This is a genomic window from Streptomyces bugieae (genome assembly GCF_036352915.1).
Lineage (GTDB): Bacteria > Actinomycetota > Actinomycetes > Streptomycetales > Streptomycetaceae > Streptomyces > Streptomyces endophytica.
Genome location: NZ_JAZBJP010000005.1, coordinates 154,873 through 177,072 on the forward strand (window position 1 = coordinate 154,873; position 22,200 = coordinate 177,072).

17 protein-coding genes are annotated in these 22,200 nt (G+C 71.7%); 16 read left to right on the forward strand and 1 reads right to left on the reverse strand.

Translation table 11 applies throughout. From position 1 onward, the window contains the following. Nucleotides 1-89: 89 nt before the first annotated feature. The 8 genes from folC to rodA all read left to right on the forward strand — a co-directional run bounded on the left by folC (nt 90) and on the right by rodA (nt 9,500). On the forward strand, nt 90-1,604 hold the full coding sequence (gene folC / locus V2J85_RS13690) for a bifunctional tetrahydrofolate synthase/dihydrofolate synthase (protein ID WP_330821726.1): 1,515 nt from the start codon (nt 90-92) through the stop codon (nt 1,602-1,604). 2 nt (nt 1,605-1,606) lie between these two features. Next, entirely contained in the window at nt 1,607-1,927 is a 321-nt protein-coding gene (locus V2J85_RS13695) for a DUF4233 domain-containing protein (RefSeq protein ID WP_261951477.1), read from the forward strand. Between the two features lie 544 nt (nt 1,928-2,471). Then, nucleotides 2,472-2,885, forward strand: a complete 414-nt coding sequence (ndk, locus tag V2J85_RS13700; protein ID WP_261951478.1) for a nucleoside-diphosphate kinase — start codon at nt 2,472-2,474, stop codon at nt 2,883-2,885. Between the two features lie 294 nt (nt 2,886-3,179). Next, nucleotides 3,180-4,199: a rod shape-determining protein gene (locus V2J85_RS13705; RefSeq protein WP_003985182.1), complete on the forward strand. Its 1,020-nt coding sequence runs from the start codon at nt 3,180-3,182 to the stop codon at nt 4,197-4,199. A gap of 290 nt (nt 4,200-4,489) precedes the next feature. Beyond that, on the forward strand, nt 4,490-5,422 hold the full coding sequence (gene mreC / locus V2J85_RS13710; protein WP_261951479.1) for a rod shape-determining protein MreC: 933 nt from the start codon (nt 4,490-4,492) through the stop codon (nt 5,420-5,422). Between the two features lie 3 nt (nt 5,423-5,425). Next, nucleotides 5,426-6,142, forward strand: coding sequence for a rod shape-determining protein MreD (gene mreD, locus V2J85_RS13715; protein ID WP_261951480.1), 717 nt, complete (start codon nt 5,426-5,428; stop codon nt 6,140-6,142). Continuing rightward, complete coding sequence (gene mrdA, locus V2J85_RS13720) at nt 6,139-8,289, forward strand: penicillin-binding protein 2 (protein WP_261951481.1); 2,151 nt, start codon at nt 6,139-6,141, stop codon at nt 8,287-8,289. The genes mreD and mrdA overlap by 4 nt, the downstream gene beginning before the upstream one ends. 29 nt (nt 8,290-8,318) lie before the next feature. Then, a complete protein-coding gene (gene rodA / locus V2J85_RS13725; RefSeq protein WP_261957125.1) occupies nt 8,319-9,500 on the forward strand; it encodes a rod shape-determining protein RodA in 1,182 nt (393 codons plus the stop codon). A gap of 24 nt (nt 9,501-9,524) precedes the next feature. On the opposite strand, the gene V2J85_RS13730 is transcribed toward rodA, so the two are convergent. Beyond that, entirely contained in the window at nt 9,525-9,992 is a 468-nt protein-coding gene (locus tag V2J85_RS13730; protein ID WP_261951482.1) for an ATP-binding protein, read from the reverse strand. A 188-nt stretch (nt 9,993-10,180) separates the two neighbouring features. Between V2J85_RS13730 and V2J85_RS13735 the strand changes: the two genes are divergently transcribed. The 8 genes from V2J85_RS13735 to obgE all read left to right on the forward strand — a co-directional run bounded on the left by V2J85_RS13735 (nt 10,181) and on the right by obgE (nt 21,990). Next, the gene (locus tag V2J85_RS13735) at nt 10,181-11,830 is read left to right on the forward strand and encodes a CYTH and CHAD domain-containing protein (protein WP_330821727.1); all 1,650 of its coding nucleotides are present in this window, start codon (nt 10,181-10,183) and stop codon (nt 11,828-11,830) included. Nucleotides 11,831-11,922: 92 nt separating this feature from the next. Beyond that, a complete protein-coding gene (locus tag V2J85_RS13740) occupies nt 11,923-13,845 on the forward strand; it encodes a TIGR03960 family B12-binding radical SAM protein (protein WP_330821728.1) in 1,923 nt (640 codons plus the stop codon). A gap of 76 nt (nt 13,846-13,921) precedes the next feature. After that, entirely contained in the window at nt 13,922-14,521 is a 600-nt protein-coding gene (locus V2J85_RS13745; RefSeq protein ID WP_330821729.1) for a GNAT family N-acetyltransferase, read from the forward strand. A gap of 133 nt (nt 14,522-14,654) precedes the next feature. Beyond that, on the forward strand, nt 14,655-15,455 hold the full coding sequence (locus V2J85_RS13750) for a TIGR03936 family radical SAM-associated protein (RefSeq protein ID WP_261951499.1): 801 nt from the start codon (nt 14,655-14,657) through the stop codon (nt 15,453-15,455). A gap of 223 nt (nt 15,456-15,678) precedes the next feature. After that, nucleotides 15,679-19,503, forward strand: coding sequence for an Rne/Rng family ribonuclease (locus V2J85_RS13755; protein WP_330821730.1), 3,825 nt, complete (start codon nt 15,679-15,681; stop codon nt 19,501-19,503). A gap of 235 nt (nt 19,504-19,738) precedes the next feature. Then, on the forward strand, nt 19,739-20,059 hold the full coding sequence (gene rplU, locus V2J85_RS13760; protein ID WP_030413828.1) for a 50S ribosomal protein L21: 321 nt from the start codon (nt 19,739-19,741) through the stop codon (nt 20,057-20,059). Nucleotides 20,060-20,073: 14 nt separating this feature from the next. Continuing rightward, on the forward strand, nt 20,074-20,331 hold the full coding sequence (gene rpmA / locus V2J85_RS13765; RefSeq protein ID WP_261951501.1) for a 50S ribosomal protein L27: 258 nt from the start codon (nt 20,074-20,076) through the stop codon (nt 20,329-20,331). Nucleotides 20,332-20,553: 222 nt separating this feature from the next. After that, on the forward strand, nt 20,554-21,990 hold the full coding sequence (gene obgE, locus V2J85_RS13770; RefSeq protein WP_330821731.1) for a GTPase ObgE: 1,437 nt from the start codon (nt 20,554-20,556) through the stop codon (nt 21,988-21,990). Nucleotides 21,991-22,200: the final 210 nt, after the last annotated feature.

Sequence of the window (22,200 nt, forward strand, 5' to 3'; positions counted from 1 at the left end):
GGGGGACTTCCCGGTGGGCCGGCGCGGCGCGCGGCGGGCGGGGGCGACGCAGCGCGGCGCTGTCACAGGTGCCTCGTAGACTTGTCGTCGTGAGCGAGCGCCCCCGAAACGACGACCCCGACCCGACCGACGCCTTCGACGAACTGGTCGAGGCGGAGACCGACAGAGACCCCGACCTGGCGGTGATCGAGGCCGGCAGCCGGACCCTGCGCGCCCAGGCGGGACCGCCGCAGGGGGACCCGATCCCCACCCGGCCGGCCGATCCCGAGGTCGACCGCGGGCTGCGGGCCGTCGAGGAGGAGCTGGCGGGCCGCTGGGGCGAGACCAAGCTCGACCCGTCGGTGAAGCGGATCGTGGCGCTGCTGGACGTCCTGGGCTCGCCCCAGCGGGCGTACCCGTCCATCCACATCACCGGCACGAACGGCAAGACCAGCACCGCCCGCATGATCGAGGCGCTGCTGGGCGCCTTCGACCTGCGCACCGGCCGGTACACCAGCCCGCACGTCCAGTCGATCACCGAGCGGATCAGCCTGGACGGCAGCCCGGTCTCGGCCGAGCGCTTCATCGAGACGTACCGGGACATCGCGCCCTACCTGGAGATGATCGACGCCCAGCAGGAGTACCGCCTGTCGTTCTTCGAGGTGCTGACGGCCATGGCCTTCGCCGCCTTCGCGGACGCCCCGGTGGACGTCGCGGTCGTCGAGGTCGGCATGGGCGGCACCTGGGACGCGACGAACGTGATCGACGGCGACGTCGCCGTGGTCACCCCCATCTCCCTCGACCACACCGACCGCCTCGGCGAGACGCCCGAGGAGATCGCCGGTGAGAAGTCCGGGATCATCAAGAAGGACGCCACGGTCGTGCTGGCCCAGCAGCCGGTGGACGCGGCGTCGGTGATGCTCAAGCGCGCGGTCGAGGTGGACGCCACGGTCGCCCGTGAGGGCATGGAGTTCGGGGTGCTCTCCCGCGAGGTCGCGGTCGGCGGGCAGATGCTGACGCTGCGCGGGCTCGGCGGCGAGTACCCGGAGATCTTCCTCCCGCTGTACGGCGCCCATCAGGCGCACAACGCCGCGGTGGCGCTCGCCGCGGTCGAGGCGTTCTTCGGCGTGGGCTCGGACCACGCCCGCACGCTCGACATCGACACCATCCGCTCCGCGTTCGCCGCGGTCGCCTCGCCGGGCCGGATGGAGGTCGTCCGCCGCAGCCCGACGGTGGTGCTGGACGCCGCGCACAACCCCGCGGGCGCCCGCGCCGCGGCCGAGGCGGTCACCGAGGCGTTCGGCTTCAGCCGGCTGGTCGGCGTCGTCGGCACCAGCGACGACAAGGACGTCCGCGGCCTCCTGGAGGCGTTCGAGCCGATTTTCGCCGAGATCGTGGTGACGCGTAATTCCAGCCATCGTGCGATGGATCCGGACGAGCTCGCGGCCGTCGCGGTGGAGGTCTTCGGCGCCGAGCGGGTCCAGGTGGAACCGCGCCTGGACGACGCGCTGGAGGCGGCGATCACCCTCGCGGAGGAAGAGGGCGAGTTCTCCGGCGCGGGCGTGCTGGTGACCGGCTCGGTGATCACGGTCGGCGAGGCCCGACTGCTGCTGGGAAGGAACTGACCATGCGCACGCTCTGCGCGGGCACTCTGATAGGCGAATTCTTCGTGATCGGCTTCGCCGGCCTGGTCGCGATGCAGCTGACGGACATCCCGACGGCCACGATCTGGACGGTCAGCGGCATCGCGATGCTGCTCAGCCTCCTGCTGTGCGGCATGCTGACCCGCCCCGGCGGCGTCCAGCTCGGCTGGGCCCTCCAGATCGCCCTCATCGCCAGCGGCTTCGTCATCCCCACGATGTTCTTCCTCGGCGCGGTCTTCGCAGCCCTGTGGTGGGCCTCGGTCCACTTCGGCCGCAAGGTCGACGCCGCGAAGGCCTCTGCCTAGTTCGCCCCACGTACTCGGCTGCAGCGCCGTGGTGGTACCTCGCCGTTGCGCTTCGCGGCGCCCCGCACGTAGCCGTCTGTCCCGCCGCGGTTCGTCTCGCCGTTGCGCCTGGCGGCGGGCGTGGTGTTGTCGGGTGCGGTGCCGGCCCTCCAGACTTCGTCCTCCGGTCCACCCCCTCCCGTGAGTGGGAGGTGAGAGCTGGTTGGGGGCGTGCATTGTCTGTTGACCGCACGCGTGTGGGCATTACGTGCACCCCCACCGCCGTTTTCTTTCCCTCTCACGGGAGGGGGCGGGCCGGAGGGGCCGGTTGTGTGGACGTAAAGCGTCAGCAGTCCACACAACCGGCCCCGGAGGTCCGTCACCGCACCCAACAACCCACCTGGCCCGCCGCAGGCGCAACGGCGAGCAAGCCCCGCGGCGGGACAGGCAGGTACGTGGGAGGCGCCGCAAAGCGCGCAACGGCGAGAAGCCCCGCGGCGGGACAGCCAAGTACGTGGGGGTAGCCTCAAGCGCATCGCAACCCACACCCCCAAGGAGCCGTACCGTGAGCCAGCGCACCCTCGTCCTTCTCAAGCCCGACGCCGTCAAGCGCGGCCTGGTCGGCGAGATCATCGGCCGGATCGAGCGGAAGGCCGGCTGGACGATCAGCGCGCTGGAGCTGCGTACCCTCGACCGGGCCATCCTGGAGCAGCACTACGCCGAGCACGTCGGCCGGGACTTCTACGAGCCGCTGGTCGCCTTCATGTCGTCCGGCCCGGTCGTCTCGATGGTCGTCGAGGGGGAGCGGGTGATCGAGGGAGTGCGTGCGCTCGCCGGTCCGACTGACCCGATTGCCGCGCCGAGTGGGTCCATTCGTGGGGACTTCGGAACGATCACCCGGGAGAATCTGATCCATGCCTCGGATTCCGAAGAGTCCGCCGAGCGCGAGATCAAGATTTTCTTCCCCGGCATTTCCTGACGATTCATCAGCTGTACACCCCTCGTGACCAGGGGCGACCGAAAAATTCATCGGTCGCCCTTTGGTGTATGCGACACGATCGGGGGAACGCATCACCGCGACACGACGTCACCATTCAGGGGGGCGGGTACGTGTACGGCTGACAATGGCGAAACAGCCTCCCGACGTGTTCGAGTGGGTGCACTACGAACTACGATGGAGGCTTCCGCGCCGTACAGCGCATCACCTCCTGCCGACCTCCAGTAAGCATTCGCTCCAGTTGGGAAGGCCAGACGTATCCTCATGGGGAACAACATGTCGTTCATCGGCCGTGACATGGCTGTCGACCTCGGGACCGCCAACACGCTGGTGTACGTCAGGGGCCGCGGAATCGTCCTCAACGAACCGTCGGTCGTGGCCATCAACACCAACACCGGCGGGATTCTCGCGGTGGGCGCCGAGGCCAAGAAGATGATCGGGCGCACGCCCGGCAACATCGTCGCCGTACGGCCCCTGAAGGACGGCGTGATCGCCGACTTCGAGATCACCGAGCGGATGCTCCGCTACTTCATCCTGAAGATCCACAAGCGTCGCTACCTGGCCCGGCCGCGGGTCGTGGTGTGCGTTCCCTCCGGTATCACGGGAGTTGAGCGCCGCGCCGTCATCGAGGCGTCGACCCAGGCCGGCGCGCGCCAGGTGCACATCATCGAGGAGCCGATGGCCGCCGCCATCGGGTCCGGTCTGCCGGTCCACGAGGCCACCGGCAACATGGTGGTGGACATCGGCGGTGGCACGACCGAGGTCGCCGTCATCTCGCTCGGCGGGATCGTCACCGCCCAGTCGATCCGGGTGGCCGGCGACGAGCTCGACAACGCGATCATCCAGCACATCAAGAAGGAGTACAGCCTTCTGCTGGGCGAGCGCACCGCCGAGAGCATCAAGATCACCATCGGCTCGGCGTACGACCTGGAACAGGACGAGCACACCGAGATCCGCGGCCGCGACCTGGTCTCCGGCCTGCCCAAGACCGTGGTCATCTCGGCAGCCGAGGTCCGCAAGGCCATCGAGGAACCGGTCAACTCCATCGTCGACGCGGTCAAGACGACCCTCGACAAGTGCCCGCCGGAGCTGTCCGGTGACGTCATGGACCGCGGCATCGTGCTCACCGGAGGCGGCGCCCTGCTCCGCGGCCTCGACGAGCGGCTGCGCCGCGAGACCGGCATGCCCATCCACATCGCCGAGGACCCGCTGGACTCGGTGGCCCTCGGTTCCGGCAAGTGCGTGGAGGAGTTCGAGGCGCTGCAGCAGGTCCTCGACTCCCAGCCGCGCAGGTAACACCCCGGTTCCCGGCCCCGCCGCGGCCGTCCTGCGGCGTCCGCGGCGGTCGGGCACCATGGCGAGTGCGGCCCGTCCGCCCGGCGGGCCGCTACGCACCGGCGGTCCCGGTCGTTGATCCGGATCGTGGCTGCGAATCGCTGATATACAGGCACAACATCCCGACAGACACGGTGCCCTGACGCTTCACCACCGGGCCCGTCACAGCAAGGCACAACGCTCAACTCCCGAACGAGACCGGCGGGGCCCGCAGCCGGCCGGTCCTACGAGGAAGGACACGGCCGCCGCACGTGAGGGACACACGAGAGAGCCGGCTGTTGCTGGTGCTGCTGGTCGCGATCGCGTTCGCGCTGATCACGGTCGACATCCGCGGCGGCGAACAGTCCCCGCTCGATGGCGCCCGGCAGGCCGCGGCCGCCGCCTTCGGGCCGGTCGAGGCCGGTGTCGCCCGCGTCGTCGACCCGATCGGCAACGCCGTCAGCGCCGTACGGGACTCCGGCGGGCGGCACAGCAGGATCGCCCGGCTGCAGCACGAGAACGAGGCGCTGAAGGCCAAGCTCGGCTCCTCCGACCGCAACCGCAACCGCGCCGCGGAACTCGACAAGATCCTCAAGACCGCCGGCACCGGCCAGTACGCCATCAAGGGCGCCCAGGTCATCGCCATCGGCTCGGCCCAGGGCTTCTCCTGGACCATCACCATCGACGCCGGCAGCCGCGACGGCATCGCCCGCGACATGACCGTCCTCAACGGCGACGGTCTGGTCGGTCGGGTCACCACCGTCGGCCCCGACACCTCCACCGTCCTGCTGGCCGCCGACCCCGACTTCACCGTCGGCACCCGCATGGAGAAGACCAACGAGATCGGCTTCGCCAACGGGCAGGGTGTCCGCTCGCTGCGCGTCCAGCTGCTCAACGGCCGGGCCACCGTCAAGAAGGGCGACCGTCTGGTCACCTTCGGCTCCAGCAAGGACAAGCCCTTCGTCCCCGGCGTGCCGGTCGGCCGGGTCGTCAAGGTCGAGCCGTCCAACGGCGATCTGACCCGCACCCTCCAGGTCCGTCCGTTCGTCTCGTTCTCCCAGCTCGACATCGTCGGCGTCGTCGTGCAGCCGCCCCGCCAGGACCCGCGGGACACCGTCCTGCCGCCCGCGCCGGCCAAGCCCAAGCCCACGCCGACGGTCACCGTCACGGCCACGCCGTCCGCGAGCGCCTCCCCCAGGAGCTGACCGATGCGCATCAACCGGATCCTGCTCTCGGCCCCGCTGGTGGTCGTCGCCCTCATCATCCAGGTCAGCATCCTCGGCAGACTCCAACTGCCCGGCGCGGTACCGGACCTGCTCCTGCTCGTCGTGCTCGGCCTGGCGCTGGTGTACGGCCACGTCGCCGGCTCCCTCGTCGGCTTCTTCGCCGGGCTGCTGGCCGACCTGGCCCCGCCGTCCGACCACGCCATCGGCCGCTACGCGCTGGTCCTGTGCGTCATCGGCTACATCGCCGGGCTGACCAAGCCCGACTCCGGCCAGCACCGCTCGGCGACCGTGCCGCTGATGGTCGTCATCGGCGCCGCCATCGGCTCGACCCTGATGTACGCCGGCGTCGGCTCGCTCGTCGGCGACACCGCCGCCCGGCACGTCGGCCTGGTCGGACTGCTGCTCAGCGCCACCCTCTACGACCTGCTGCTGGCGCCGTTCACGGTCCCGCTGGTGATGGCGCTGGCCCGCCGCACCGAGCACGACTCGGTGGTCGGCGACGGTTCCCCCAGCCCGAGCGGCACCGCCACCCGTGACTCCGCGTACGGCTGGCTCACCACCGGCACCGGGCTCAAGGCCAGCCGCGGCGCCATGAAGTCGGTCCGCACCAAGGCCCACATCGGCAGCCAGCGCGGCGGGCTGCTCGGCAAGTCGGCCCGCGACAAGGCCGGCCGGATCAAGGGGGTCAAGCGGCTGTGACCCATCTGCCCGAAACCCGCACGTCGCGGGTGAGCGTCCGGCTCATCGCGATCCAGATCCTGGTCTTCTCCCTGCTGCTCACCCTCGGCGGCCGGCTCTGGTACCTGCAGATCCGCAACGGCCGGGAGTACGCCACCGAGGCGCGCAACAACCACGTCCAGCAGGTCGTCGACCCCGCCACCCGCGGCTCCATCCTCGACGCGCGCGGCGTGCCGCTGGCCGACAACCAGACCCGGCTGGTCGTCTCCGCCAGCCGCACCGACCTGCTGAAGATGAAGGACGACGGCAAGGCGGTGCTCGGCCGGCTCGCCAAGGTGCTCGGCATGTCCGAGAAGGAGATCCGCAACAAGGTCCGGCTCTGCGACTCCAAGACCCCGCAGCCGTGCTGGAACGGCTCGCCGTACCAGCCGATCCCGATCACCGACGAGGCCACCACCCAGCAGGCCCTGCAGATCCGCGAGCGGTCCGAGGACTTCCCCGGCATCATCGCCGAGCCCACCGCCGTCCGCCGCTACCCGGCCCCGGTCGGCGCCAACACCGCGCAGGTGCTCGGCTATCTCTCGCCGGTCACCGACGAGGAGATCAACAAGGCCAAGAACACCCACTCGCCGCTGCTCCGCTCGGACCAGATCGGCCGCTCCGGCCTGGAGCGCACCTACGACAAGTACCTGCGCGGCAAGGCCGCCGTCACCCGCTACGAGGTCGACAACCTCGGCCGGGTCATCGGCCAGGCCAAGAGCGAGAAGGGCCAGGCAGGTTCGTCGATAGTCACCAGCATCGACGCCCGGGTGCAGGCGCTGGCGGAGAAGCAGCTGGACCAGGCCATGAAGGACGCCCGTAAGGTGCACGACAAGAACACCGGCACCAACTACAAGGCGGACTCCGGTGCCGTGGTCGTGATGGAGGCGAAGACCGGCCGGGTGGTGGCGATGGCCTCCAACCCCAGCTACGACCCCAACGCCTGGGTCGGCGGCATCTCGGGCAAGGACTACGCCCGCCTCACCGGCAAGGACTCCAACTACCCGCTGCTGAACCGCGCCATCCAGGGCCAGGCCGCCCCCGGCTCGATCTTCAAGGTCATCTCGACCACGGCGGCGGTCAACGCGGGCTACGACTTCAACGGCCACTACCCCTGCACCAGCTCGTACAGCATCGGCGGCCAGGTCTTCCGCAACTTCGAGGGCGAGGGCCACGGCGACATCAGCCTGGGCCGGGCGCTGGAGGTCTCCTGCGACACCGTCTTCTACCGGCTCTCGCACGAGGAGTGGAAGAAGGACGGCGGCGACAAGCCGAAGAAGGACCCCAACGACTGGTTCTACCGGACCGCCCACCAGTTCGGGCTCGGCAAGGAGACCGGCATCGACCTCCCCAACGAGGTCAACGGCCGGGTCCCCGACCGCCGGTGGAAGCACAACTTCTGGAAGGCCAACAAGGACGGCTGGTGCCAGCAGGCCAAGGCCTGGCCGAAGAAGAAGGACTACACCACCAAGCTCGCCCGTGAGGGCTGCCTCGAAGGCATGAAGCTGCACGCCTACGACTCGATCAACTACGCCATCGGCCAGGGCGACACCCTCGTCACCCCCATCCAGATGGCGACGATCTACGCCGCGATCAGCAACGGCGGCACCCTCTTCAACCCGACCGTGGGCAAGGCCATCGTCAGCCCCGACGGCAAGCACATCCAGCCGATCGCGCCGCAGTCGCACGGCAAGCTGCCGGACAGCCCGCACACCCTCAGGCAGATCGACTCCGCACTGGCCGGCGTCGCCACCCGCGGTACCGCCGCCTGGCGCTTCCAGGGCTGGCCGCAGGACAAGATCCCGATGCACGCCAAGACCGGTACCGCCGAGGTCTACGGCAAGCAGACCACCTCGTGGTTCGCGACGTACACCAAGGACTACACGATCGTCATGACGATCTCCCAGGGTGGTACCGGATCCGGAGCCTCCGGCCCGGCCGTGCGCAACATCTACAACGCCCTGTACGGCGTCGACGAGAAGGGCGGCATCGACCCCAAGGCCGCCCTGCTGCCCAGGCCGCAGGGCAAACTGCCCAAGATCGAGAGCGACGGCACCATCGAGGCCCAGCCCATCAAGCCCTACGCCCCGCCGTCCCCGTCGCCCTCACCCTCGGGGAGCCCCCAGTGACCTCAAGCCACACCTCCCGGGCGTTCTCCATCCGCCGCTACACCCCGGAACTCGGCACCTGGGGAAAGCTGACGGCACGTGACTCCGTGCTGCGCAAGCTGGACTGGATACTGCTGCTGTCCTGTCTGCTGCTGTCGCTCATCGGCTCGCTGCTGGTCTTCTCCGCCACCCGCAACCGCACCGAGCTCAACAAGGGCGACGAGTACTACTTCTTCCTGCACCACCTGCTCAACCTCGGCATCGGCCTGGCGCTGGCCGGCGGCACGATCTGGCTCGGCCACCGCACCCTGCGCGGCGCGATCCCGGTGCTGTACGCCCTGTCGGTGGTGCTCGCCCTGCTGGTGCTGACCCCGCTCGGCGCCACCATCAACGGCTCGCGCTCCTGGCTGGCGATCCCCGGCGGATTCTCCCTCCAGCCGGCCGAGTTCGCGAAGATCACCATCTCGCTCGGCATGGCGATGATCCTGGCCTCCCGGGTCGACGCCGGCGACCGCCCGTACCCCGGCCACCGCACCGTCGTCCAGGCCCTCGGGCTCGCCGCCGTGCCCGTCGGCATCATCCTGCTGATGCCCGACCTCGGCTCGGTCATGGTGCTCGGCGCCGTCATCCTCGGCGTCCTGCTCGCCTCCGGCGCGTCCAACCGCTGGATCCTCGGACTGGTGAGCGCCGGAGTCGTCGGCTGCGTCGCCATCTGGCAGCTGGGGCTGCTCGACGCGTACCAGATCGCCCGCTTCGCCGCGTTCGCCAACCCGAGCCTGGACCCGGCCGGCGTCGGCTACAACACCAACCAGGCCCGGATCGCCATCGGCGGCGGCGGGCTGACCGGCTCCGGGCTCTTCCACGGCAGCCAGACCACCGGCCAGTTCGTCCCGGAACAGCAGACGGACTTCATCTTCACCGTCGCCGGCGAGGAGCTGGGCTTCCTGGGCGCGGGCCTGATCATCGTCCTGCTCGGCATCGTCCTGTGGCGCGCCTGCCGGATCGCCCGCGAGTCGACCGAGCTCTACGGCACGATCGTGGCCGCCGGCATCATCGCGTGGTTCGCCTTCCAGGCCTTCGAGAACATCGGCATGACGCTCGGCATCATGCCGGTGACCGGCCTGCCGCTGCCCTTCGTCTCCTACGGCGGCACGTCGATGTTCGCGGTCTGGATCGCCATAGGGCTGCTCCAGTCGATCCGGGTCGGCCGCCCGATGTCGGCGTCCCGCTGACACCGGGGCCCGGCCCGCGCCGGGTCACCGCCCGGTGTACAGCTCGAACCACAGCGACGCGGACCGCGGCCCGCCGGCGTACGGCGTGCTGCCCCAGTCGTCGGCGAGCTCGCCGGTCAGCCACAGCCCGTGATCGGCGTCCTCGGCCACCGGGTCGTACGGCGGCCGGGCCTGCGACGGGACGGCCGTCGACGGGAGGAGGACCGCGGCCCCGTCGTGCACGCTGATCCGCAGACCGTGCCCGGCCGTGAGCAGCCGCAGCAGGATGTCCGCCGACCGCGAGGTGCGCCGATGGGAGCGGGTGACCGCCTCCGAGGTGAGCAGCACCGCCGTGTCCAGCAGCGGGGCGAGCGGGGTACTTCGCAGGACGGCCCGGACGAAATCGCGGGCGATCTTCGGGCTGGTGGGTTCGCTCGGCGCCGTCAGCAGGAACGGGCGGGCTCCTGCCGAGACGCGGATGGGTGACCGGGCGACGGCTGCGTGGGGATGCACGGGTGTCTCCCTCCCCGAGGGGTCGAGTGAGCGCCGATCGCCACCCTGAGTGGGCGACTAGTAACACACCGTAAGCCACCTTCCCGGGCATGTGCCACCCGCCCTTCCGGATGCTGGAACGCCCCCCACGGAGAGCGATCCTGTCCGGGTGGCTGGTCCCCGTAAGGGCCGCTGGCTACATTCGAGTCATGGCGGACACCGTGCGGGAGATCGAGCGGAAGTACGAGGCCGACGACGACACCCACCTGCCCGACCTGGCCGGCGTCGACCGGGTCGCGACCGTGGAGGAGTGCGGCACCGACAGCCTGGACGCCCTCTACTACGACACCGCCGACCAGCGCCTCGCCGCGGACGGCGTCACCTTCCGGCGGCGCACCGGCGGCCCGGACGCCGGCTGGCACCTGAAACTCCCGGTCGAGCCCGGCGTGCGCGAGGAGATCCGGGCACCGCTCTCGGACGCCCCGCCCCCCGAACTGACCGCCCTGGTCCGCTCCCGGACCCGAGGCCAGGACCTGATCCCCCTCGTACGGCTGCGGACCCGGCGCACGGTCCGGGTGCTGCGCGACGCCGCGGGCACACCGCTCGCCGAGGTCGCGGAGGACGCGGTCACCGCGCGGCGGGTGACGTTCGCGGCCCCGCAGGCGGCGGCGTCCGGGCAGGCCACGGCGTCCGACGCCACCGGCCCGAGGGAGGCCCGCTGGCACGAGATCGAGGTCGAGCTGGCCGACGCCGGCGGCGACGCCACGGGCAAAGGCGGAAACGGTACGGGCAAAGGCGGCACCGGACTGCTGGACGCGATCGGCCGGGCGCTGGCCGACGCCGGCGTGCGGCCCGCCTCGGCGCCCTCCAAGCTGGCCCGGGCGCTGACCGAGACCGGCCTGCGCGCCGAGGGGGCCGAAGCGGCCGCCGGGTACCCCGCGCACGCCCCGTCCGCCCGCTCCGGCGGGAAGCCGCGCACCGCCGCCGACCTCGTCCTGGACTACGCCGCCGCACAGGTGCGCGCGATCACCGCCCTCGACCCGGCGGTCCGCCGCGACCTGCCCGATTCCGTGCACCAGATGCGGGTCGCCACCCGCCGCCTGCGGAGCGCCTTCCGCTCCTACGCCAAGGTCCTCGACCGCGCCGTCACCGACCCGATCGGCGACGAACTCAAGTGGCTGGCAGGGGAGTTGGGAGTGGGTCGGGACCAGGAGGTACTGGCCGAGCGGCTGCGCGCGGGGCTCGCGGAGGTGCCCCGGACGCTCCGGCTCGGTCCGGTGGCCGCCCGGCTGCGGCTGTGGTCGCAGCGCAACCGGGCCGGCGCCCGGGACCGGGTGCTCGCCGTCCTGGACGACCCCCGCTACCTGGCCCTCCTCGACCGGCTGCACGCCCTCCTGGCGGAGCCGCCGCTGCGCACCGCCGCCGAGCGACCCGCCTCCGAGGCGGCGGCCCGGGCCGTCCTCAAGGACTACCGGCGGCTGGCCGGCCGCATGGAGGCCGCGCTGGACGCCCCCGCCGGCCGCGACCGGGACGAGGCGCTGCACAGCGCCCGCAAGGCCGCCAAGCGGACCCGGTACGCGGCGGAGGCGGCCCGCCCGGCGCTCGGCAAGCCGGCGAAGAAGTTCGCCAAGCGGATCAAGAAGGTGCAGCAGCTGCTCGGCGACCACCAGGACAGCGTGGTGGCCCGCGGCGCCCTCCGCGACCTGGCCACCCAGGCCCACCACGCCGGCGAGGGCGGCTTCACCTTCGGCCTCCTCTACGGCCGTGAGGAGGCCCTGGCCGCCGGGCGGGAGCGCGACCTCCCGGCCACCTGGGCGAAGGCGTCCCGCAAGAGGCTGCGGGCGCGGCTGGGGGCCTGAGACGGAGGGTGCAGCGTCCGCCGTGCGATTTCGGGTGCCGCCGAGCGGGTTACGCTTGAGAGTCGCCCCTTGTCAGCCCACGAAGGTTCGAGATGTCCGAGTCGGTTTTCCCGCAACTCGAAGCTCTGCTCCCACACGTGCAGAAGCCGATCCAGTACGTCGGCGGTGAGCTCAATTCCACGGTCAAGCCGTGGGAGAGCTGCGACGTTCGCTGGGCGCTCATGTATCCCGACGCGTATGAGGTCGGGCTGCCCAACCAGGGCGTCATGATCCTCTACGAGGTCCTCAACGAGCAGGAGGGCGTCCTCGCCGAGCGCACCTACAGCGTCTGGCCGGACCTCGAAGCCCTGATGCGTGAGCACGACGTGCCGCAGTTCACGGTCGACGCGCACCGCCCCGTCGGCGCCTTCGACGTGCTCGGCGTCTCCTTCTCCACCGAGCTGGGCTACACCAACCTGCTCACCGCCCTGGACCTGGCCGGCATCCCGTTCGAGTCCAAGGACCGCACCGACGAGCACCCGCTGATCCTCGCGGGCGGCCACGCCGCCTTCAACCCCGAGCCGATCGCGGACTTCCTCGACTGCGCGGTGGTCGGCGACGGCGAGCAGGCCGTGCTGGAGATCACCGAGATCATCCGCGCCTGGAAGAACGAGGGCCGCCCGGGCGGCCGCGACGAGCTGCTGTTCCGCCTCGCGAAGACCGGCAGCGTCTACGTCCCCAAGTTCTACGACGTCGAGTACCTGGCCGACGGCCGGATCTCCCGCGTCGTGCCCAACCGCTCCGGCGTCCCGTGGCGGGTCTCCAAGCACACCGTCATGGACCTGGACGAGTGGCCGTACCCCAAGCAGCCGCTGGTTCCGCTCGCCGAGACCGTGCACGAGCGGATGTCGGTGGAGATCTTCCGGGGCTGCACCCGCGGCTGCCGTTTCTGCCAGGCCGGCATGATCACGCGCCCCGTGCGGGAGCGAAGCATCACCGGCATCGGCGAGATGGTGGACAAGGGTCTGAAGGCCACCGGATTCGAGGAGGTCGGCCTGCTGTCGCTGTCCTCCGCGGACCACACCGAGATCGGTGACATCGCCAAGGGCCTCGCCGACCGGTACGAGGAAGACAAGATCGGCCTGTCGCTGCCCTCGACCCGCGTCGACGCCTTCAACATCGACCTCGCCAACGAGCTGACCCGCAACGGCCGCCGGTCCGGCCTCACCTTCGCCCCCGAGGGCGGCTCCGAGCGCATCCGCAAGGTCATCAACAAGATGGTCTCGGAGGAGGACCTGATCCGTACGGTCGCCACGGCCTACGGCAACGGCTGGCGCCAGGTGAAGCTGTACTTCATGTGCGGTCTGCCCACCGAGACCGACGAGGACGTGCTGCAGATCGGCGACATGGCGGTCAACGTCATCGCCAAGGGCCGCGAGGTCTCCCGCTCCAACGACATCCGCTGCACGGTGTCCATCGGCGGCTTCGTCCCCAAGCCGCACACCCCCTTCCAGTGGGCCCCGCAGCTCTCCGCCGAGGAGACGGACGCCCGGCTCGAGAAGCTCCGCGACAAGATCCGCGGCGACAAGAAGTACGGCCGCTCCATCGGCTTCCGCTACCACGACGGCAAGCCCGGCATCGTCGAGGGCCTGCTCTCGCGCGGCGACCGCCGCGTGGGCTCGGTCATCCGCGCCGTCTACGAGGACGGCGGCCGCTTCGACGGCTGGCGCGAGCACTTCTCCTACGACCGCTGGATGCGGGCCGCGGAGAAGACGCTGCCGGAGTTCGGCGTGGACGTCGCCTGGTACACCACCCGCGAGCGGGAGTACGAGGAGGTCCTGCCCTGGGACCACCTGGACTCCGGCCTCGACAAGGACTGGCTCTGGGAGGACTGGCAGGACGCCCTCGACGAGACCGAGGTCGAGGACTGCCGCTGGACTCCGTGCTTCGACTGCGGGGTGTGCCCTCAGATGGACACCCAGATCCAGATCGGCCCCACGGGCAAGAAGCTGTTGCCGCTGACGGTCGTCAAGTAGCGCTTGCCGTAAGGCGGTTCGGCCCGGTCCCGCGTCCGCGGTGGCCGGGCCGTGGCGTGCTCGGCACAATGATCCGATGTCCGCACCGCACACGCCGACGTCAGGGCGGCTGGTCGCTCCCTCCGTCGAGTTCCACGACTCGTTCCTCGCCGCGATGGACGAGTTCCGGGCCGACGGCGCCGAGCACACTCCGCAGTCCAACCTGGCGCGCGAACTGCGGACCTGGCGCACCCGCTGGCCGACCCCCGAGGGGTTCGCCGCGTATGTCGCCGCGGTGGGCGGCGCCGCGTACGACGAGCGCGCCGACGGCCGGGTGGCGATGTCCACCCGGTGGTGGGTGGTGGACGGCAGCTATCTGGGCCGCGTCACCTTCCGGCACCGGCTCACCCCCTCCCTGCGCACCTGGGGCGGTCACATCGGGTACGGGGTGCGCCCGGGGGCCCGCCGGCAGGGGCATGCCACGGCGATGCTGCGCGCTGCCCTGCCGATCGCCCGCGACGAGCTGGGCATCGATCCGGTGCTGGTCACCGTGGCCGCGGGCAACACCGGATCACGCAAGGTCATCGAGGCCTGTGGCGGGGTCCTCGAGAATCAGCGGGACGAGAAGCTGCGGTACTGGATCGGCGCGACGGCGCCCGCCGGCGGCCCCGGCGGCGGCCCCGGTGGGCAGGGCTGAGGGTGGTCGGGACGCCCTTGGGGAACCTGGGGGCCGTGAGCCACGTACTCTAGGTAGCAGTACGACCGCACTCACGAAGGACTGAACGACACTGGGCAAGCGACAGCCCGAAGGCCCGCCGCCCGCACCGGCGGTGCAGCGCATCCGACTGCGCTACACCAAGCGCGGCCGCCTCCGGTTCACCAGCCACCGCGACTTCCAGCGCGCTTTCGAGCGGGCGCTGCGCCGCGCCGAGGTCCCCATGGCCTATTCGGCGGGTTTCACCCCGCACCCCAAGGTGTCGTATGCGAACGCCGCCCCGACGGGCACGGGCAGTGAGGCCGAGTATCTGGAGATCCAGCTCGCCGAGCGCCGCGACCCGGACAAGCTTCGCGAACTCCTCGACGAGTCGCTGCCGGCCGGGCTCGATGTGATCGAATCGGTCGAGGCGCGCACCAGCGGCCTGGCCGACCGGCTGCAGGCGTCGGTGTGGGAGCTCAGGCTCGACAAGGTCGCCCCCGAGGCCGCCGCCCGCGCCGTCGAGGCGTTCCTCGCGGCCGAGGAGGTGCTGGTCGAGCGCCGCACCAAGAACGGCATGCGGACCTTCGACGCCCGGGGCGCGGTGGCGCATCTGGAGGCGGCCGGTTGCCAGGGCGATAGGCCCGACGGCGATGCCTGTGCGATACTGCGGCTGGTTGTTCGGCATGTGACACCCGCCGTTCGACCCGACGACGTCCTGTCCGGCCTCCGAGCTACGGCCGACCTGGCGCCGCCGGTCCCCGCTGCGGTGACCAGGCTGGCGCAGGGGCTGCTCGATGAGGAGACCGGCGCGGTGACCGACCCGCTTGCGCCCGACCGCGACGCTGCCACGGCCGCCCCACCCACGGCCGCCGGGCAGAGTGCCGCGAAGGCGCCGGGCGGGGCCTCCCCGGCAGCCGGGGACGGTACTGCGTAGGACCGCCGTCGTCGCGTCGCCGATCAACCAGGGCGCCACCCCGGTCCGGCAGACGCACTGACCAGGAGACTTTCGCCGGTCCCCACCCCAAAAAAGGGGCCGGCGAGCGAGACGACAGCTCCCGTGCGGCGCCCACGCCCCGGACAGCGGGCCCGCGCTCATCACGCGGACCGCTACCGGAATCAGGCGCGGCGCCCGGGAGCGTGACGGGAGAACCGCCCGCATGCTCGAGCCCATTGAGCCCACTGAATCCACGTCGTCCCCGGACCGCGGTCCGGACGACAACCACTCACCCAGTGACACGCTGCCCCCGCGCCGCCGGCGCCGGGCGGCGTCCCGGCCGGCCGGTCCGCCGGTCGCCGGCGAGGCCTCCGCGGCCACCGTGGTGAGCACCGAGCCCGCCGCGCCGGGGGCCGCCCAGGCCGCCGCCGAGGAGTCCACCGCGTCCGCGGTGAGCAGCGGTGACGAGGCCAAGCCGGCCCGTACCCGCCGACGGGCCACCCGTAAGGCCACCGCCCCCGCCGGGGCCCCGTCCGCGGCCGCCGAGGCGCCCGCGGAGACGCCGGTGGAGGCTCCTGCCGAGGCCGCTGCCGTGGCCGCCGCCGAGACGCCCGCCGAGGCGCCGCAGGCCGAGGAGGCCGCCCCGCGCCGTACCCGCCGCCGGGCGACCCGCAAGGCGACCGCCCCCGCCGGGGCCCCGCAGACCGAGGCCGCCCCGGAGCCGGTCGTCGCGGAGGCGCCCGTCGCTGAGCCGGCCGAGGAAGCGGAGGAGGCCGAGGAAGCCGAGGAGACCGCGCCGGTCGCGGAGGAGCCCGCGAAGTCGGCCCGTACGCGTCGCCGCGCGACCCGTAAGGCGACCGCTCCCGCCGGTGCCCCCCAGGTGAGCGCCGAGGAGCCCGCCGAGGCCCCGGCCGCGCCGGCCGCCGCCGAGGAGGCGCCCGCGGCCGCGGAGGCCGTCGAGGAGGCCAAGCCGGCCCGTACCCGCCGTCGCGCGACCCGTAAGGCCACCGCCCCCGCGGGTGCGCCGCAGGCCGCCGAGGAGCCCGTCGAGACGCCCGGGGAGGCGGAGGCCGAGGCCCCCGCCGCGCCCGCCGCCGAGGAGACCGAGGGCCCGCGCCGCCGGAGCCGCCGCCGTGGCGAGCGCGCCGCGGAGCCGGTCGCCGAGGCGCCGCGCGCCGAGGAGGAGCCCGCTCAGGAGGCGCCGGTGCGTGGCCGCCGCCGTGCCCAGCGGCCGCCGACCGCGGTCTTCCAGGCGCCGGTCTTCACCGAGCCGATGTTCCAGACCCCCGAGACCGCCGCCGCCGCGCATGCCGCGGCGCGCCAGGAGGCCGCCGAGGCCGAGCAGGTCTCCGAGGAGCAGCCGCCGGCCGGTGCCCGGCGCCGTCGTCGCCGGGGCGCCCCGGCCGAGGCCGAGCAGGCCGTCACCGCTCCCGTGGAGGAGCCGGAGGCCGCCGAGGAGGCCGAGGCCGAGGCCGAGGAGGCCGGCCAGGCCGAGGACGAGTTCGCCGAGCGTCCGTCGCGCCGGCGTCGCCGTGGTGGCCGTCGCCGCCGCCGCGGGGAGGCCGCCGAGGGTGCCGAGGAGCAGCCGGCCGAGGGCGCCGAGGAGGGTGCCCAGGAGGCCGAGGCCGAGGCCGAGGAGGCCGGCCGCCCGGACGAGGAGACCGCCGAGGAGGCGGAGGAGCACGCCGAGGGCGAGCAGGCGGGTGCCGGCTCCAGCAGCAGCCGCCGGCGCCGTCGCCGCCGCCGTCGCAGCGGGGACGCCGCCGAGGTCGAGGCCGGGCAGGCCGACGACCCCGAGCGCACGGTCGTCAAGGTCCGTGAGCCCCGCAAGAAGGAGGAGGGCACCGGCGCGGACGAGGTGCAGTCGATCAAGGGGTCGACGCGCCTGGAGGCCAAGAAGCAGCGTCGCCGCGAGGGGCGTGAGCAGGGCCGCCGCCGGGTGCCGATCATCACCGAGGCGGAGTTCCTCGCCCGCCGCGAGGCCGTCGAGCGGGTGATGGTGGTCCGCCAGAGCGGCGAGCGCACCCAGATCGCCGTCCTCGAGGACAACGTGCTCGTGGAGCACTTCGTCAACAAGGAGCAGGCCACCTCGTACGTCGGCAACGTCTACCTCGGCAAGGTGCAGAACGTCCTGCCGTCGATGGAGGCCGCCTTCGTCGACATCGGCAAGGGCCGCAACGCCGTGCTGTACGCCGGTGAGGTCAACTTCGAGGCGCTGGGCATGGCCAACGGCCCGCGCCGGATCGAGACCGCGCTGAAGTCCGGCCAGTCGGTGCTGGTGCAGGTCACCAAGGACCCGATCGGCCACAAGGGCGCCCGCCTGACCAGCCAGGTCTCGCTGCCCGGCCGCTACCTGGTCTACGTGCCCGAGGGCTCGATGACCGGTATCAGCCGCAAGCTCCCGGACACCGAGCGGGCCCGGCTGAAGCAGATCCTCAAGAAGATCGTCCCCGAGGACGCGGGCGTGATCGTCCGTACGGCCGCGGAGGGCGCGAGCGAGGAGGAGCTGGCGCGCGACGTCCAGCGTCTGCAGGCCCAGTGGGAAGAGATCCAGAAGAAGGCCAAGAGCAGCAGCTCCAGCGCGCCGACGCTCCTGTACGGCGAGCCGGACATGACCGTCCGGGTCGTGCGGGACATCTTCAACGAGGACTTCTCCAAGGTCATCGTCAGCGGTGACGACGCCTGGGAGACGATCCACGGCTACGTCGCCCACGTGGCGCCGGACCTCACCGACCGGCTGCAGAAGTGGACCTCGGACGTCGACGTCTTCGCGACGTACCGGATCGACGAGCAGCTGATGAAGGCGCTGGACCGCAAGGTCTGGCTGCCCAGCGGCGGCTCGCTGGTGATCGACCGGACCGAGGCGATGGTCGTGGTCGACGTCAACACCGGCAAGTTCACCGGCCAGGGCGGCAACCTGGAGGAGACGGTCACCAGGAACAACCTGGAGGCGGCCGAGGAGATCGTGCGCCAGCTGCGGCTGCGCGACCTCGGCGGCATCATCGTGATCGACTTCATCGACATGGTGCTGGAGTCCAACCGCGACCTGGTGCTGCGGCGCCTGCTGGAGTGCCTGGGCCGGGACCGTACGAAGCACCAGGTGGCCGAGGTCACCTCGCTCGGCCTGGTCCAGATGACCCGCAAGCGGGTCGGCCAGGGCCTGCTGGAGTCGTTCTCCGAGTCGTGCGTGCACTGCAACGGCCGGGGCGTCATCGTCCACATGGACCAGCCGACGACGGCCGGCGGTGGCGGCAAGCGCAAGAAGAAGGGCAAGGCGGCGCCGGTCGAGGCCGTCGAGCCGCACGTCCACGAGGTCGAGGCCGCCGAGCCCACCCCGGACGGTGGTGCGCCCGAGCTGGAGCCGGTGGCCGTGACGGAGGCCGAGCTGCAGCCCACGGTGGCCGGTGCCGACGAGTGGTTCAGCAGCCCGGCCGAGGCCGAGGCCGCTGCCGGACGGGGGCGGGGCCGCCGCCGGGTGAGCCGGAAGGTGTCCGCTCCGGCGGGCGCACCGAAGGCCGCCGCCGAGGAGGCCGCCGCGATCGTGCTGCCGGCCGAGCCGGCGCCCGCACAGGCCGTCGAGCCGGAGCCGGCCGCCGAGGTCGCTGCCCCGGAGCCCGCGCCGGCCCGTCCGCGCCGTCGGGTGACCCGTAAGGTGACCGCTCCGGCGGGCTCGCCCGAGGTGTCCGACGACTCCGCGGCGACCGTGGTGATCGCCACGCCGGCCGCCGAGCCGGTGACGGAGCCGGCCGAGGCGCCGGCCGTGTCCGCGGAGCCCGTCGAGGGCGCCGAGGCGGCCGAGCCGGAGGCGGCGCCCGTGGCCAAGAAGACCGCGAAGAAGGCGACGGCCAAGAAGGCCACCGCCAAGAAGACCGCGGCGAAGAAGACCACGGCCAAGAAGACGGTGGCGAAGAAGACCACCACCGCCAAGAAGGCCACGACGAAGAAGACCACCACGAAGAAGGCGACGACGAAGAAGGCCGCGGCCAAGAAGACCGCAGCCGCCGAGCAGCCCTCGGTCGCGTCGGTGTCCCTCTCGACGGAGGACTGAGCGTCACGGATCTGCCCCGGGCCGTCACGGCGGCCCGGGGCCGGTTTGACCCCCTGGTCAAGGCCCCGTAACCTTGACCGTCGGTGTCTGAAACTTGAGGCACCACCAACTTCTGAGCAACTACCTCTCGGTCCGCCGAGGGAGGCCGCTCGTCCGATCGGATTCCACGGGACGTCCCGAGCCCGTGAGAGCGGCTGGCATCAGAGGATCCGTTTCTAGCGAAAGAGAGTTCCGCGTGTACGCGATCGTGCGCACCGGCGGACGCCAGCAGAAGGTTTCTGTCGGCGACGTCATCGAGATTGACCGCATTTCCACCAGCAAGGTCGGCGACACCGTCGAGCTCTCCACGCTGCTGGTCGTCGACGGTGACGCGGTCACCAGCGACCCGTGGGTCCTGGCCGGCGTGAAGGTCCAGGGCGAGGTCGTGGACCACCACAAGGGCAACAAGATCCGGATCCAGAAGTACAAGAACAAGACCGGTTACAAGAAGCGGATCGGCCACCGCCAGCTCCACACGGCGCTGAAGATCACCGGCATCGACGCCCCGGCGAAGTAAGGGACTGAGGAGACATGGCACACAAGAAGGGCGCATCGTCCACCCGGAACGGTCGCGACTCCAACGCTCAGCGGCTCGGCGTGAAGCGCTTCGGCGGTCAGGCCGTCCTCGCCGGTGAGATCCTGGTCCGCCAGCGTGGCACCCACTTCCACCCCGGCGCGGGCGTCGGCCGCGGCGGCGACGACACCCTGTTCGCCCTGCAGGCCGGTGCGGTGCAGTTCGGCACCCACCGTGGCCGCAAGGTCGTGAACATCGTCCCGGTCGCCCAGTAATACGGGCCCGGACGTCACACAGCATCACCAGGGGCGGACCGCCTTTTCCCGCGTGAGCGGGAAGGCTGGTCCGCCCTTGGCGTGTTACGACAGAGAGATCCCTGACGTACGCGCCTTCACTGCCGTACGTGCCGCACTGCTCCCGGCAGTTCCGCGGCGCGGCCGCAGTACCCCCGTAGTACGCAGTACCTGACCACCCCGCTCATCTGGAGGCACCCCACCATGACCACCTTCGTGGACCGCGTCGAGCTGCACGTCGCCGCGGGTAACGGAGGCCACGGCTGTGCCTCCGTACACCGGGAGAAGTTCAAGCCGCTCGGCGGACCCGACGGCGGCAACGGCGGCCGCGGCGGCGATGTGATCCTGGTCGTCGACCAGGACGTCACCACGCTCCTCGACTACCACCACCACCCGCACCGCAAGGCCACCAACGGCCAGCCCGGTGCCGGCGACAACCGCGAGGGCAAGAACGGCAAGGACCTAATCCTGCCGGTCCCGGACGGCACGGTCGTGCTCGACAAGAACGGTGAGGTGCTCGCCGACCTGGTGGGCCAGGGCACCACCTTCGTCGCCGGCCGGGGCGGCCGCGGCGGCCTCGGCAACGCCGCGCTGGCCTCCGCCCGCCGCAAGGCGCCCGGTTTCGCGCTGCTCGGCGAGCCGGGGGAGAGCCGGGACATCGTCCTGGAGCTCAAGACCGTCGCGGACGTCGCCCTGGTCGGCTACCCGAGCGCGGGCAAGTCGTCGCTGATCTCGGTGCTCTCCGCGGCCCGGCCGAAGATCGCGGACTACCCGTTCACGACGCTGGTGCCCAACCTCGGCGTGGTCACCGCCGGCGCCACGGTCTACACCATCGCGGACGTCCCCGGGCTGATCCCGGGCGCCAGCCAGGGCAAGGGCCTGGGCCTGGAGTTCCTGCGGCACGTCGAGCGCTGCGAGGTGCTGGTGCACGTCCTGGACACCGCGACCCTGGAGTCCGACCGGGACCCGGTCTCCGACCTCGACGTCATCGAGGAGGAGCTGTCCCAGTACGGCGGCCTGGAGAACCGGCCCCGGGTGGTCGTGCTCAACAAGGTCGACATCCCCGACGGCAAGGACCTGGCCGACATGATCCGGCCGGACCTGGAGGAGCGCGGCTACCGCGTCTTCGAGGTCTCGGCCGTCGCCCATCAGGGCCTGAAGGAGCTGTCGTACGCGCTGGCCGACATCGTCGCCAAGGCGCGCGCCGCCAAGCCCGTCCAGGAGGCCACGCGGATCGTCATCCGTCCCAAGGCGGTGGACGACACGGGCTTCACGGTCACGCAGGAGGGCGAGGGCTTCTTCCGCGTACGGGGCGAGAAGCCGGAGCGCTGGGTGCGGCAGACCGACTTCAACAACGACGAGGCGGTCGGCTATCTGGCGGACCGGCTCAACCGCCTCGGCGTCGAGGCCGCGCTCCTCAAGGCGGGCGCCCGCGCCATGGACGGCGTGGCGATCGGCCCCGAGGACAACGCGGTGGTCTTCGACTGGGAGCCGACGGTGACGGCCGGCGCGGAGATGCTGGGCCGGCGCGGCGAGGACCACCGCTTCGAGGCGCCCCGCCCGGCCGCGCAGCGCCGCCGCGACCGCGACGCGGAACGCGACGAGGCCGCCCAGGAGTACGACGGCTTCCGGCCGTTCTAAGGGTTCCCGAAGCGCCGTTCCAGGGGTTCCCGAAGCGGGGGGCCCGCGCGCATGTACCCGCCCACCCCCCCGAAGGGGGGTGGGCGGCGGGGAAAAACCAAGCGGCAGCCCCCAAGCAAGGCAGCCCCAAGCAAGGCAGCACCCCTCCGCGGCAGTCCCCACCCGCAAGAACCCAAAGCGCAGGCCCCGGGAAGATTCTCTTCCCGGGGC